The sequence below is a fragment of the Paenibacillus sp. NRS-1781 genome, assembly GCF_050467745.1.
Classification (GTDB): Bacteria; Bacillota; Bacilli; order Paenibacillales; family Paenibacillaceae; genus Paenibacillus; species Paenibacillus terrae_A.
Genome location: NZ_JBITPI010000024.1, coordinates 154,522 through 168,684 on the forward strand (window position 1 = coordinate 154,522; position 14,163 = coordinate 168,684).

Below are 14,163 nucleotides of genomic sequence, written 5' to 3' on the forward strand. Positions count from 1 at the left end.
ACCTTTGAAACCATCTATATCGTGGTTTTGAAGGTTCTTTTGCTGATTTTGAAGATGATGAGCTTATGACTTGAGCCAGAGACGAATGGCTGCAATAACAGCCAGATGGACCGGATAAAAGCTGCGCCACAACCAGCGCGGTGCCCGGCTGTAGAAGCCACTTTCCCCGGATGCAAAGCATTCGATAAGAATGGTGGACAGCAGGCTAAAATGCTGGAGATTCGCGTGATGCACCATATCATACACCACATTCAGTGCAAAATGCGCCGCAACCATCGTATAGGAGCGGGTATAGCGGTAAATGAGGACGAGCAGCAGTCCATAAGCCCCGTAATCCATCAGGCTAAGCTCCATGACCAGAGCTGTCAGCACATATAAGCCTGTTATAGCCGCCCAATTCTTCAATCGCGACGCAGCAGCCAGCGTCAGCAGCGAGATCAACAGCGTCCAGACCACGTTTGGCCTATACACATCAAACGCCAGCATATAGGGCACCTGAGAAATCAGGGCAATTCCGAGCAAGCGGAGCATATAGCTTCGCATATTCCGAGTGTGGGCATACCCCATATACAGCGCATATGCATAGATTGGAAAAGCAAGCCTGCCGGCAATTCTCCAGGCCGGATCAGTCGGAAAAAATACAAGTCCAACATGATCAATCAGCATGGTCAGCATGGCCAACCAGTACATATAAGGCCCCCTTTTTTTCTTCTTTCACGTCTTCTCTTCCGTCAAGCTCAAAATAGCGTTCATGATATCCGTTTTGGTAACCCGACCCACCAATCCATTGGTTTGAATGAAGGAGGTCTCCATACACTGCTCGTCCATGACCGGAAGGCAATTGACCTGATGACGAACGAGCCTGGATATCGCCTCCAGCAGAGAATCGCCCGGAGTGAGTGTCGTCATTTGGGCGCGTCGTGTCATTGCCATCGTTACCGGAACGGCGTGAAGATCGGTATGCCCCAGCGTCACCTTTAGCAGATCCTTGCGAGTAACAATTCCGATCAGCTCCTGATCCTCTCCTGTGACCATCAACGTACCAGTATTTTGCTGAAATAACATCAGTACCGCATCGTAAGCCGTAGCGTCACCAGAAATTAAAATCGGATCACTGAGCACATCGGCCACGGTCAGCTTTTTGAGCATGGTGCCAACATGACTATCGTATTTAGGGTAACGGCCTGGCAGATATCCTACCTTTGGCTTGGCGTCTACCAGACCGAGCATGACGAGCAGCGCAAGATCGGAACGGAGGGTCGGTCGCGTCAGCCCCAACTCCTCAGCAATTTTATCCCCCGTAACAGGCGCCAGGCGCTGGACAATATCAACAATTTCACGCTGTCTTTCAGACAGTTGAATAATGATTACCTCCTTATAGAATGGGGTAGTATACATTATAGATGAGCATAGATCGGTAAATTTCCGCATTTTCCGACAATTCATCAAATTTTAATCAAAGACAGCTTGTTTTCAATTTTAAAATGTGTCACAATTGAGTATGTAATACATACTAATTATAAGTTTAACGTGTGCAATATGCTATCTTTAATTTAGCTGATGTACATGGTGTGTGATATGTATTATAAAATTTTAAAAAACCTGAGGAGGAAATCAAATGAAATTTTTCTTGGATACTGGTAACATTGAAGAAATCAAACGTATTGAACGTTTGGGTCTGGTTGATGGTGTAACAACGAACCCTTCGCTGATCGCTAAGGAAGGTCGGGTGTTCAAGGAAGTCATTCAGGAGATTTGCGGTATCGTTGAAGGTCCCGTGAGTGCTGAGGTCATTGGCTTGAAAGCCGAGGATATGCTCAAGGAAGCTTATGAGATTGCCAAATGGGCACCGAACGTTGTTATTAAGCTGCCTATGACTGAAGACGGTTTGTATGCTTGTAACGAACTGACCAAAAACGGGATTAAAACGAATGTAACGCTGATTTTCTCCGCGGCTCAAGGTTTGATGGCTGCCAAAGCTGGCGCTACTTTTATCAGCCCGTTCGTAGGACGTCTGGATGATATCGCTGTTGATGGTATGAAGCTGATTCGTGAACTGAGACAGATTTTGGACATTCATGGTCTGAAAGCCGAAATCATTGCAGCCTCCATTCGTAACATCAAGCATGTGGAAGATGCTGCTCTGTCTGGTGCGCATATTGCCACCATTCCTGGCTCCCTGCTCCCTTCCTTGTGGAAACACCCGCTGACTGACAGCGGTATTGAACGCTTCCTGAAGGACTGGGAAACTGTACCTAAAGCCTAATTCGCCCGAAACGGCAAACCTATATTGCTTTAAACCCGAACAGCCCGCATATTGCGGGCTGTTTTTTAGATTGGTGAACAACTTTTTTTGACAAGAAAACTTGTTTTACATATAATTGTTTTAACAATTAATTTACTGTTGAATTAATTTATGTACGGAAAACAGAAAGGAGCTACTCATGAATAACTTGCCCCCGGATTGCTCCATCGGTATGCTGCTCGGCATTACCCATCGCAAGATGAGCCAGCAGCTTATGCATCGCCTTAAACCTTATGATATTTCCCCTGAGCAATGGTCGGTTCTGTATCAAATCTACCAGGCAGAAGGTCTGAATCAGAAGGAAATTGCAGCTAAGGCGGTCAAGGACCAGCCAACTACGACCCGAATAATTGATTTGTTGGACAAAAAGGGTTGGGTGCAGCGTGTGAATAGCCCACAGGACCGTCGAGCTTATTTGCTTCATTTGACTGAAGCCGGTCGACAGCTCGTGGAGGAAACTCTTCCGGTTGAGCGCGGCGCCAACCACGATTTTGTGAATGGAATTTCCCCTGCTGATCTGGAGCAATTCCGTCAAACTCTTTTACAAGTCCACGCTAACCTGACTCAATCGGAAAAACAAGGAGAGAACGACTAACATGCAACAAGGCAAGCAGCCTCTTTGGACCAAGGAATTTATCGTTTTAACCGTATCTAATCTTTTTTTATTTCTGGAATTACAGATGATCGTATCTTCCATCCCTGCGTATGTTAAAAATACATTCCACGCCAGTTCCGTTCAGGTCAGCCTCGTCACTACGCTGTTCGCATTGAGCGCGATTGTGGCAAGGCTTTTTTCAGCCCGTATGCTGGAAAAAGGGCATCGCAATACCCTGATTTTCATCGGTCTGCTGTTCGGATTAGCGGGTACGCTCGGATACAGCGTTTCACCGACGATTACGGTGCTGCTTCTCATGCGTATGCTGTTTGGCATCGGCTTCGGTTTGAGCAGTACCGCCTTTCCGACCATGGCCTCGGATGTCATTCCCGCCAAGCGCCTTGGTGAAGGAATGGGATATTTCAGTCTGTCCACCAGCCTGGCGATGTCTATTGGCCCGACTATCGGTATTTCGATGCTGCAATACGGCAGCTTTAATCTGCTGGTATATACGACCTCAGCTGTCATTATCGTTATTTTCCCACTGGCCTACTGGCTGATTCGTACCCTGCCGAAAGGACATGTTGAGCCGCCGATGGTTCCTTTGGAAGAAGGACGAAAACCGACATTTAACCGCAAGCTCTGGATTCCCGCCTTGCTGAACATGCTCATGTCTATTACGTACGGCGGATTGCTCGGCTTTATGACGCTTTACGGGGATGAAGCAAATTTGTCGCACCCGGCCTATTTTTTCCTGTTTAATGCGTTGTCCGTCCTGATCGTACGTCCCTTCTCAGGCCGTATCTATGATAAAAAAGGAGCGAAAGCGCTACTCATCCCCGGTTCTCTGTTCCTGATCGGCGGTCTCATCCTGCTTTCCTACGCGCACAATGATGCCTTCATGTATCTGTCCGCCCTTTGCTATGGCATCGGTTTTGGCGTAATGCAGCCGACTTTGCAAACGTGGATGATTCAGGTCGTGTCGCCCAAGCAGCGGGGCATGGCAAACGGTATGTTTCTAAATTCCCTTGATTTCGGGGTCGCTGCCGGAGCGCTTATTCTTGGTATTATCGCCAAAGCCAGCGATTATGCGTGGATGTATCGCCTTTCCTCGCTGTTTATCGTATTGTTCCTGCTCATCTATATCATTCAGCTTGCTGTAGGTCGCAAGCCCAAAACGCGTGTCCCTGTCGAGGGGTAAAGCATATTTCAAAAAAAGCACCCAACACCATGGCTTCATGGAATCGGGTGCTTTTTGGTTTTAGATCGCTCTTATTTGGCCGGGGTTTTGCGTCTCAGCTTGGAAGAAAGCGGCTTTTTCCGGGATACGTCTGTCAGCCCCCCAGTGGAGTTCATATGTTCACTGGATTTTTCGTCTAAGGGTTCATCTTGCTTCGGTTTGACCGCAAACAGCATGAGCAGAGCCGCAATTCCGCCCACTCCGGCCATCACGCCAAAAAGCAAACCATGTCCACTGCTTCCGATCAGCAAGGATACAACCGGAGGACCTAGTGACACCCCGACAAAGCGCATACTGCTGTACAAGCTGGTAATCGTTCCGCGCTCCTCTTTTTCAATCCCTTTCGTAATCAGGGCATCCAAACAAGGCAGTGCCAGTCCAATTCCGGCTCCCCCCAATGTAAACAGTCCGATCACCGCATAAATATGTTGAAAAAATCCGAGAATGCCAAAGCTGATCGTCAACACTGCCAAACCGGAAAAACCGATCCATTTCATCCGTTTTTTGTGCTTGCCGATGATTTTTCCTCCGATATAAGAGCACAGACAGAGAGAAACCAACGGAATCGCCAGCACGAACCCTTTCCAGACCCCACGAAGGTTGTAACGACTTTCCAGTATGTCGGATAAGTAGAACAGGACGCCAAAAATGACAAACATACAAATGCCGCCCACGGCGAAAATCGCATATAGCCAGCGACCTTTTTCGTCAAGCACCTGCTTCACATTTCCCAGAAACTCTCGAAACATTATCGGTTGGTTCTTACGCTTGGGCGCATGAATCAGCCAAAGCACCAAAATGAGCGAAATCAGACAGAGGCCCGGAATCACTGCCAATGGCAAGAACCAAAGGACTGCGCCGAATGCCGCACCCAGAATTGGGCTTAGCACTTTACCGAATGTATTATAGGTCTCGACTACACCCAGGTTTTTGCTGGCTTCTTCCTCGTTCTCATACAAATCCCCCACGAGCGGAATGACAATGGGAAAAGCTCCCGCCGCTCCGACGCCCTGAAGCAACCGACCCCCAATAATGGTCAAGTACGCTGCCTGATCATGAAGCAGCCATGCCCCCACCGCAGAAATTCCCCCGCCAATCACCGTCAGGATCAAGCAGGGCACAATCACCGCCTTGCGACCAAATCGGTCGGAAAGATATCCCGCGATTGGAATCAGCAAAATGGCAACTACCGCATATACCGTAATTAACATGCTAATGCGAAAGGAGCTGACATGTAGCTTACGTCCGATTTCCGGCAAAACAGGAATCAGCATGGAATTGCCCAGCGTCATCATCAGCGGGATGGAACCTAATGCAAGCAGATTCCCTTTATTTTGTTGCATCCCGTTACCACCTTTGCAAAAGTAATAACACAGCTGTCCAAAATGGTTCAACAAGTGTTATTGTGTTTACATTCGTGTGGATTTATACAGCTACACCTTAAATCCTCCAACCCTTGCATTCAGCAATTTCGACATTTCTGCCAGCGTATGAATGGATGACGCGATTTCCTCCATGGAAGCCAGCTGCTCCTCAGCCGCTGCGCTGACGCTCTGGGTTCCGCCTGCGGACTGTTCCGCTACTTCGCGGATACGCTCCACGGCTCCCACCATTTGCCCCGATCCAGTGGACATCTGTTCCACAGACCGATTCACACTGTGAATCTGTTCGCTGACCTGCTGAATGGAGCTGCCAATCTGACGAAATGCCGTTTCGGCCGATTCCATGATCTTCACACCTGACTGCACTTCAACTGTTCCGGCTTGCATGGTTGATGCGACATTACCCACATGGTCCTGAATATGATGCACAAATTGTGTAATTTCCGCTGCTGAAACGGATACCTGTTCAGACAGTCTTCTTACCTCAGATGCTACGACAGCAAATCCTTTGCCCTGTTCTCCTGCTCTGGCGGCTTCAATCGACGCGTTAAGCGCCAGCATCCCTGTCTGCTTGGCAATGCCGGTAATGACAGAACCGATCATTCCGATCTGTTCAGCCTGTTCACTAAGCAGACGTACAGCACGAGCAGAGCTATCTACACTTTCGCTTACCTTTTCCATCTGCCTCATCGCCTGACCGATGGATTGCTCTCCTGCTTCTGCGTCCTTGGCAGCCGTATCCGACAGCTTGTACACCTGCTGGCTCGTCACCGCAATATGCTCCAGCCCATGAGCAAGCTCTTTTACTGCATCTGTGGTCTGTGTGATGTCATCGACCTGATACTCCATGCCAGTCGCTAGCTCTTCCATCACACCGGAAGTATGACGATTGGCCTGATTCATTTCTTCAGTGCTCAGGCTTACCCGCTCGGCGGTCACAGATATCGTACGGGCTGTATCCTGAGCATCCACAATAATATTGCGAAAGCCCGCGATCAGCTTGTTGTACGAGCTGGCAATCATGCCAATCTCGTCCTTGGTCGTAATATCGAGTTGACTACGCAAATCTCCGCCGCCCGCTGACATCTCCAGCAACTGTTCATTCATGTGGTACAACGGCCGGATGGAGCGAATCAAAATGATCGATTGTGCAATACTGTAAATGATAATAAGACAGCCCAGAATGCTCGTAATCCAGATCGTGTTGGTCATGGTTTGGTGGGCTTCTTGTACTTTCGCCGCTACCATGTCCTCCTGAGATTTAACGAACGCCATCATTTTCACATCAAGCTGTTTCCGTAAAACCCGTTCATTTTCATATATATCGAGTAAATCCGAAAACGGGGGAAACGTATCGATCGTACTCCGGTAACCCGCTGTATTCAATAATCCATGGACGCGGTTGAAATAGGAATTGATTCCCATTTTCAAATCATCCATCGTTCTCTTCGTATCTCCTGCATTCAGATCGAGCAAAGCTTCCGTTTGCTGAAGCAGCTTCACAATTTCGCTCTGCTTGCTTTCAATCCCTTTTCCATATTGTTCATCCCGAGTTAGCAAGTATCCTCGCTCGTCATTAGATATCCCGTTTAATAAAAACTGAAGAGACTTTGAATTATATACAATAGTCTCTTCACGATTCACAATATCCTTGTATTTATTCTCATTTTGTACGCTCAGAATGTAGTTTGTCAGCAGCATAGCTGCAATTACACTCGGAATAAGCAGCGCACTAATAATCATTTTAGCCTTAATCGTTAAATTCATGAATCGGTCCCCCAGTTATGTCTGAATATAATGTCAACTTACTATATATCGTTTAATTCGGTGAAGTTTTTGAACGAAACAAGAAAAGTGTATAGTTTTTCCGATATAATTGTGACAATATGGTGAATTAATATGTTCTTTTCTGAAATAAAAAACAAAAAAAGTAACGCTATCCTTATATTCATCTCTTATTAGATGATCATGAGAGTAGTCGGATTTGTGATCTTTAAAAATGATATACTATTTATTTATGTCAGCATTTTGCATCATTCTATGAAAAATGCTCATGTACTATAAATGTCAAGGAGGGACTTACTTGAGTAGTCTGGAACTTACACCGCTTGTTTGCGGACTAACCGAGCTGGAAATCCGTAGCTGCCTGATCTTCCAGCATGGGAGCATGGCGCTGGAATACTACCGTGAACCTCAATTTGCGAATGAACTCTATAAAATAAATTCCTGCACCAAAAGCGTGCTTGCCGCATTAGTCAGCATCGCCATGGATCAGCAAATCGTACCACAGCCGGGTACGCCTATCCTCGAATTTTTTCCCCAGATTGCCGAGGACAGCGATATACGAAAGCGTGATATTACGATTGAACATCTGTTAACGATGTCCGCGGGCTTTAGCTGGACTGAATTTGGCGGGCAAAATTCATTTCCGACGATGAGCAAAACATCAGACTGGGTGCAATTTGTGCTGTCGCAGCCGCTCGCTGATGTACCAGGTACGCGAATGGAGTACAACTCCGGCTGTTCTCAGCTTTTGGCTACCATTTTGCGTCATGCTTCTGGACAAGCGGTAGCTGAATTTGCTGAGCAGCAGTTATTCCAACCGCTGGGTATCGAAAGCTACCACTGGGAAACCGATCCTCAAGGCACTCATACGGGTGGCTTTGGGCTGCATCTCAAACCCATGGACATGCTCCAATTTGGCCTGCTTTACCTGAATGAAGGAAGCCGGGAAGGCCGTCAGTTCATCCAGGCAGAAACAGTCCGACGGTCCACCCGTGCGCTCCTTCCGACGGCCAAACCCCAAAAAGCCTTTTACGGCTGGCACTGGTGGGCTTCTTCCTTTTCAGACGAAACGAAGCAAAGCGCTGCAACGGATTATTATTACGCGCTCGGCTTTGGCGGTCAATACATTGTTGTCGTCCCGTCTTATGACATGGTGGTTGTTGTTACTGCTGACAAGTTCACAAAGAAGCGGACTCCTGTGGATATATTCAGGCAGTACATCGTACCGATGCTTATTCAGCAAGGGTAAATAAAAATCGAAACCTACGTTGAAAATTTCCATTACGACTCCAAAGCAAAAAGGGCCTACCCGTTTGATCAGGCAAGCCCCTTTTTGCAATACATTGCTACACTATAGAAAGACGAATTTTACTTGTGAGCGAGAGTGTACATGACCTATTTCAAGTGAATGGCAAGCTCCTGCTGTCCGCTTGAGGCTGGCGTAATGATCACACCCTGCTCTCCCGCTTGACTGCTACCACCCTCGACCTGAATAGCCTCGTGCATGCCCCGCAGTACCAGTGACCATGGTTTAACCGTACCCTCAGTCTTCACCGTAATCACAGCATCCTTGCGACTGGCAGTGACGGTTAGCTCTTCTTCACCAGAAGTGTTCACGATAACCGTCCGAGCCTGCTGCCCTTCACCCAGCTCGAACAAGTGAAAAGCCACTTGCTCTGCATAATCATAATCCGGACGGCTGTCCTCATGACCGATTGCCAGCAGCGTGTTCGGCTTCACCAGCACGGGCAGGGTTGTAAAATCGTGCTGCTCGTTAACCCAGCGACCACCCGACACGGTTTCATTCGTCAACAGATTCGTCCACTGGCCCTCCGGTACGTAATACTGTACGTTGCCTTCCTTATTAAAGACCGGAGCCACCAAAATGGAATCGCCCAGCATATATTGCAGATCCAGCGTTGCACAGGTCGGGTCCTGCGGGAATTCCAGCACCATTGCCCGCATCATCGGCAGACCCTTCACCGAGGATTCCACAGCGGACGGATACAGATACGGCATTAATGAACATTTGAGCTTCGTAAAGCTGCGTACCACATCCACGGATTCTTCATCGAACAGCCAAGGCACGCGGTACGATTCATTTCCGTGCAGACGACTGTGGGAAGACAAAAGTCCAAATTGTACCCACCGTTTATACACGTCCGGCGCAGCCGTTAATTCAAAGCCGCTAATATCATGGCTCCAGAAGCCAAAGCCGCTCAAGCCAAGCGATAAGCCGCCCCGCAGCGATTCCGCCATCGACTCATATGTCGACGAGCAGTCACCGCCCCAGTGAACCGGGAACTGCTGTCCCCCCGCCGTAGCAGAACGTGCGAACAACGCCGCTTCATTTTTACCCAGCTTTTCCTCCAGCACGTCAAATACAGCCTTGTTGTACAAATGCGTGTAATAATTGTGCATTTTCACCGGATCAGAGCCGTCATGATACACCACATTCGTAGGAATCCGCTCGCCAAAATCCGTTTTAAAACAATCCACACCCTGATCCACCAGCACCTTCAGCTTTTCCTGATACCAGGCCACCGCAGCTGGATTCGTAAAGTCAACCAGCCCCATACCCGCCTGCCACATGTCCCATTGCCACACGCCGCCATCAGCGGTTTTGACCAGATACCCGTTCTCCATGCCTTCATCGAATAAAATGGATTTTTCCGCAATATACGGGTTAATCCAAGCGCAAATTTTGAGTCCCTTCGCTTTCAATCGCTGTAGCATACCTTCCGGGTCCGGGAACATATCTTGATCCCATTGGAAATCGCACCATTGGTATTCCTTCATCCAGAAGCAGTCAAAATGGAATACAGAGAGCGGCAAATCACGCTCAGCCATCCCGTCCACAAAATGATTCACCGTCGCTTCATCATAATCGGTCGTGAACGAGGTCGTCAGCCATAAACCAAAGGTCCAGGCAGGTGGTAACGCGGGCTTGCCCGTCAGCTTGGTGTAATTGTCCAGCACCTCTTTAGGGTTGGCTCCGCCAATAATAAAATACTCTAACGATTCGCCAGAGACGCTAAACTGCACCTTCGAGACATTTTCCGATGCAATTTCATACGATACCTTTTCCGGATGATTGACAAACACACCATACCCTTTATTAGACAGGTAAAATGGAATGTTTTTGTACGCCTGCTCACTGCTCGTGCCGCCGTCCTCATTCCAGATATCGACCACCTGCCCATTTTTCACAAATGGAGTGAAGCGTTCCCCGAGGCCATATACGTACTCCCCGATTCCCAACTCCAGCTGCTCCCGGAAAAAAGGCTGATCCTGTGGGTCTGTAATGTATCCAGGCCCACGATGTCCGCTACCCGTGATTTTACGATCCTCCACATAAAAACCTACGTCCCAGCTCTTTCCACGACCGACACGCACACTCAGATTACCGCTTTTCAACACCGCTGCGTCCTCACCTGCCGTAATATCCACCTCTGTTGGCAAGGTATGAATTTCAAAATCCGGTCCATGATGCACCCGCCCCTTGTGGTGGTTAAAGCGTACCCGAATGACATTCGGCATCGGCGAGCTATAGGTCGCTTTCAGCAACGCCCCGTTCAGGGTGTCTCCTTTATGCTCGATCCGGTGGGTCGACGCGTATACCGTCATGGAAGCATCGTCCGTCACAATATCACGGATTTCCGCAGGATTTTGGATCTCATAGCCTTTGCGGACCATCCAATAGCCATCTGTAAATTTCATCTGTTTATTTCCTCCGTTTCGATCTATATATTGTTGAACCCAAATAAAATCGCTTGTTGGATTTTTTCGAAATCCTTACTATAATAATATTGATTTATGTAAGGGTTTACTTCTTTTATTTTGACGTATTGTATCAATATTTTGATATTTTCTATACAAAACAAAAATCAGGAAGGGAGTGGATGAAATGAATCGGGAAATGCTGCGGGAAAACCGTATTCATGGTAATCCCATGTATCCGGTCAGCGTGTATCCGAGCGTAGAGCAGTTGAACGGAAACAGCGTGCTGGAGTCTCATTGGCATGAGGAAATGGAGTTTATCGTCGTGGAGCAGGGTAGCGCCGTCTTTCAGACGGATATGGAATACACCGAGGTCAGCGAAGGTGAGGCTCTTTTTGTCAACAGCGGAGAGCTACACGCCGGATATTTAAAAAAAGCGCCAAGCTGCGTATTCTCTGCTGTGGTGTTTCATCCCGATCTGCTGCACAGCCGGACACAGGATACGGTGCAGGAGCAGTTTATCGACCCTTTTATCAGCAAAAAGCTCATCGTTCCCCCTCACATTCGCGGGGTCCTGCCTTGGGAACAGGAGGTACTGACCTCGCTGCGCCGCATCATCACCAGCCATGAGCAGAATGCGCCTGCCCGTGAGCTGGCGACCAAAGCACAGCTCTATGGCATCATCGCCAGCATGTATCCTCATATGACCCTGGCTAACGGAGAAGACGTGATTATGGCAGGTCAGCGCAGCAAAGTCGAACGAATCAAAAAAGCGCTGGCGTACATCAACAGTCATGCTCATGAGCCCATTCGTTTGCGGGATATCGCGGATGAAATTCGTATGAGCGAGGGACACTTTTGCCGTTTCTTCAAGCAGATGGTGCAAAAAAGCCCGGTCGAATACATCAATTATCACCGGGTTCAGAAGGCTTGCAGACTGCTGGAGCAAAGTGACCGCAAGGTGGTCGATATTGCGCTGGAGGTTGGCTTTGATAATCTGAGTTATTTTATCGCAACCTTTAAAAAATGGAACGGCATGCCTCCTTCACGATATCGCAAGCAGCACGAAGCCGAGCAGATGCTTGCAGCAGTCCCCTTTGTCACAGATATAAGTTGAATACAGAAAACAGGGGCTATCCCTCCAGTCTTTACAGACCTTGTGGGACACCCCCCTTTCAAAAAACACATATCGTAGCTACACCCGGATGGGCAAAGTAGCCTGTCAGGCTTCCGCAGCATCCTCTTCCACGAAGAGCGATACCTTGCGGATACCGTCTGCTCCGATCACAACAAGTCCCTGATCCGACAGGCGGATTTCAGGAATGACGACCAGCGCCAGCAGCGACAATGTCATCAGCGCGTTGTTCAGCACACAGCCGGATTGATGAAGTGCCCGGCTTATGCTCTCGGACTGCGCGGCCACCTCTGCAAACGGCGCAGGAGACATCAGCCCGGCGATAGGCAGCGGGAAGCTCGTTTCGCCCGAGGCGGACACGACCACTACGCCGCCGCGCATAGCCACGGCCTGCTTCGCCGCCTGGGTCATCAACTCGTCATCGTTGCCAATGACGAGCAGGTTGTGGCTGTCATGCGCCACAGTCATGGCAATGGCGGCTGGCTCGGTGAAACCGACGCCTGTCACGAGTGCCACCGCGTGGCTGCCACTGGCATGATGCCGCTCGAAGACGGCTATTTTGCACAAATCCTGCGCGGGATCTGCCGTGACCTCACCACCCCGGACCGGAACGGTCATCCGCACTTCCTTCGTGTCCACATGATTTTCCGTGACACGAATGACCCGTACAGTTACGTTCCCCTCCTGTACTGGAGCTGCAATGCGGAAATCCGCAGCACTCAGGTCGCGTCCCAGACGGACCGTGTCCATCACTTCCGCAGGATAAACGAAGCCCTCCCAATCGGCGACCATTTGGTCGTGCTCGGCCACCAGTTGACCCGCCGCAATCGTAGCGGTCACGTTCACTTCAGCCAGACGGCCATCAAGCAAAATAATATCGGCAATCGCCCCCGGAATAATCGAGCCGATATCCCGAGCTACGCCGAAGCGCTCTGCCGTATTCAGCGTAGCCATCTGAAACGCAGTCACGGGCTTGACGCCCTGCGCAATGGCATGACGGACGACGAAGTCCATCTGACCCTCATGGAGCAAGGATTCCGCGCTGCGGTCATCCGTCACCAGCATCATGCGACGGGTGTCGAGGCCCATTTCCGTGCTGGCGCGGATGGTCTCGGCCACATCATGCCATGCGGAGCCCTGCCGCATTTTGGCATACATGCCGAGCCGGATACGCTCGGCTACATCCTCGGGCGTGACACACTCGTGGTCGCCCGTAATCCCTGCGGCTGCATACACCGGCAGCCGCCAATCGTCGGAGGCCCATGTAAAATGGCCGTCCGCCACCTTGCCCGCCCGCAGCGTGGCCTGAATTTCCCCGATCATCACATCGTCTCCATAGACGACGCCCGGGAAATTCATAACTTCGCCCAGCCCGATCATATCCGGGCCCCAGCTTAAGGCTTCCTCGACTTCCGCCGGGCCGAAGGAGGCCCCTGTCGTTTCCAGTTCCGGCCCTGTGGACGGAACACAAGAAGCCACCTGCATGTAAGCAGCCAGCGGTGTCGTACGTGCTTCATCAAGCATCAGACGAAGCCCTTTCAGACCGAGCACATTGGAAATTTCATGCGGGTCAAAAAATCCGCCCGTCACGCCCAGCGGCAGCACCGCTTTTGCAAACTCGGTTACCGTAAGCTGCGTGCTTTCGATGTGACAATGTCCGTCCAGTAATCCCGGTGCCATATAGCGGCCTTCCGCTTCGATGATTACTGTGTCTTCTCCGATGGTATGGCTAACGTCCCGACCGACGTATGCGATACGGGAGCCCTGCACAGCAATAGACATTCCCGGTAATAATTCGCCCGATACCACATTGACCAGGGTTCCTCCGCGGATAACCAGCGATGCCTTGCGCTCCCCTCTGGCTGTAGCTACCAGCTCGGGTACACAGTCCGCCAGCGGCGGGCGTTGAAATACACTCTTCATGTCCATTACGATTGGTAACCTCCGTTTATGCTTCTGACCTGTTTTGCTTATGTTACTGGAATACTTACAATTATGCCA

At 49.6% G+C, this 14,163-nt stretch carries 11 protein-coding genes; 5 read left to right on the forward strand and 6 right to left on the reverse strand.

All coding sequences use genetic code 11. The annotated features are described in order from the left end of the window. Positions 1-63: 63 nt before the first annotated feature. Together ACIFO6_RS09820 and ACIFO6_RS09825 are read right to left on the reverse strand one after the other, a co-directional pair. A complete protein-coding gene (locus tag ACIFO6_RS09820; RefSeq protein ID WP_430040386.1) occupies positions 64-690 on the reverse strand; it encodes a TraX family protein in 627 nt (208 codons plus the stop codon). A 24-nt stretch (positions 691-714) separates the two neighbouring features. After that, positions 715-1,431, reverse strand: a complete 717-nt coding sequence (locus ACIFO6_RS09825) for a CBS domain-containing protein (RefSeq protein ID WP_430040388.1) — start codon at positions 1,429-1,431, stop codon at positions 715-717. A gap of 187 nt (positions 1,432-1,618) precedes the next feature. Between ACIFO6_RS09825 and fsa the strand changes: the two genes are divergently transcribed. From fsa to ACIFO6_RS09840, 3 genes are all read left to right on the forward strand, one after another. Continuing rightward, positions 1,619-2,266 (forward strand): fructose-6-phosphate aldolase, encoded by a 648-nt coding sequence (gene fsa, locus ACIFO6_RS09830; RefSeq protein WP_044646942.1) that lies wholly within the window; start codon positions 1,619-1,621, stop codon positions 2,264-2,266. A 178-nt stretch (positions 2,267-2,444) separates the two neighbouring features. After that, entirely contained in the window at positions 2,445-2,900 is a 456-nt protein-coding gene (locus tag ACIFO6_RS09835) for a MarR family winged helix-turn-helix transcriptional regulator (protein WP_430040390.1), read from the forward strand. A 1-nt stretch (position 2,901) separates the two neighbouring features. Then, positions 2,902-4,101 carry an MFS transporter gene (locus ACIFO6_RS09840; RefSeq protein WP_430040392.1) on the forward strand — a complete coding sequence of 400 codons (1,200 nt, stop codon included), beginning with the start codon at positions 2,902-2,904 and terminating at the stop codon, positions 4,099-4,101. Positions 4,102-4,172: 71 nt separating this feature from the next. On the opposite strand, the gene ACIFO6_RS09845 is transcribed toward ACIFO6_RS09840, so the two are convergent. After that, positions 4,173-5,483 (reverse strand): MFS transporter, encoded by a 1,311-nt coding sequence (locus ACIFO6_RS09845; protein WP_430040394.1) that lies wholly within the window; start codon positions 5,481-5,483, stop codon positions 4,173-4,175. 90 nt (positions 5,484-5,573) lie between these two features. Next, the gene (locus ACIFO6_RS09850) at positions 5,574-7,289 is read right to left on the reverse strand and encodes a methyl-accepting chemotaxis protein (RefSeq protein ID WP_430040396.1); all 1,716 of its coding nucleotides are present in this window, start codon (positions 7,287-7,289) and stop codon (positions 5,574-5,576) included. A 316-nt stretch (positions 7,290-7,605) separates the two neighbouring features. Here ACIFO6_RS09850 and ACIFO6_RS09855 point away from each other — a divergent pair, with 316 nt between their 5' ends. Beyond that, positions 7,606-8,556, forward strand: a complete 951-nt coding sequence (locus tag ACIFO6_RS09855; protein WP_430040398.1) for a serine hydrolase domain-containing protein — start codon at positions 7,606-7,608, stop codon at positions 8,554-8,556. Positions 8,557-8,702: 146 nt separating this feature from the next. On the opposite strand, the gene yicI is transcribed toward ACIFO6_RS09855, so the two are convergent. Then, positions 8,703-11,027: an alpha-xylosidase gene (yicI, locus tag ACIFO6_RS09860; protein ID WP_430040400.1), complete on the reverse strand. Its 2,325-nt coding sequence runs from the start codon at positions 11,025-11,027 to the stop codon at positions 8,703-8,705. A gap of 187 nt (positions 11,028-11,214) precedes the next feature. On the opposite strand from yicI, the gene ACIFO6_RS09865 reads away from it, so the two are divergent. After that, positions 11,215-12,144: an AraC family transcriptional regulator gene (locus ACIFO6_RS09865; protein WP_430040402.1), complete on the forward strand. Its 930-nt coding sequence runs from the start codon at positions 11,215-11,217 to the stop codon at positions 12,142-12,144. Between the two features lie 105 nt (positions 12,145-12,249). Here ACIFO6_RS09865 and ACIFO6_RS09870 read toward each other — a convergent pair whose 3' ends face one another. Next, positions 12,250-14,091 (reverse strand): adenine deaminase, encoded by a 1,842-nt coding sequence (locus ACIFO6_RS09870; RefSeq protein ID WP_430040404.1) that lies wholly within the window; start codon positions 14,089-14,091, stop codon positions 12,250-12,252. Positions 14,092-14,163: the final 72 nt, after the last annotated feature.

Excerpts from the sequence above, each read along its gene's own strand:
- ACIFO6_RS09820 (WP_430040386.1), bottom strand. The coding sequence starts at position 690 with ATGTACTGGTTGGCCATGCTGACCATGCTGATTGATCATGTTGGACTT.
- ACIFO6_RS09825 (WP_430040388.1), bottom strand. The coding sequence starts at position 1,431 with ATGCGGAAATTTACCGATCTATGCTCATCTATAATGTATACTACCCCA.
- fsa (WP_044646942.1), top strand. The coding sequence starts at position 1,619 with ATGAAATTTTTCTTGGATACTGGTAACATTGAAGAAATCAAACGTATT.
- ACIFO6_RS09835 (WP_430040390.1), top strand. The coding sequence starts at position 2,445 with ATGAATAACTTGCCCCCGGATTGCTCCATCGGTATGCTGCTCGGCATT.
- ACIFO6_RS09840 (WP_430040392.1), top strand. The coding sequence starts at position 2,902 with ATGCAACAAGGCAAGCAGCCTCTTTGGACCAAGGAATTTATCGTTTTA.
- ACIFO6_RS09845 (WP_430040394.1), bottom strand. The coding sequence starts at position 5,483 with ATGCAACAAAATAAAGGGAATCTGCTTGCATTAGGTTCCATCCCGCTG.
- ACIFO6_RS09850 (WP_430040396.1), bottom strand. The coding sequence starts at position 7,289 with ATGAATTTAACGATTAAGGCTAAAATGATTATTAGTGCGCTGCTTATT.
- yicI (WP_430040400.1), bottom strand. The coding sequence starts at position 11,027 with ATGAAATTTACAGATGGCTATTGGATGGTCCGCAAAGGCTATGAGATC.
- ACIFO6_RS09865 (WP_430040402.1), top strand. The coding sequence starts at position 11,215 with ATGAATCGGGAAATGCTGCGGGAAAACCGTATTCATGGTAATCCCATG.
- ACIFO6_RS09870 (WP_430040404.1), bottom strand. The coding sequence starts at position 14,091 with ATGGACATGAAGAGTGTATTTCAACGCCCGCCGCTGGCGGACTGTGTA.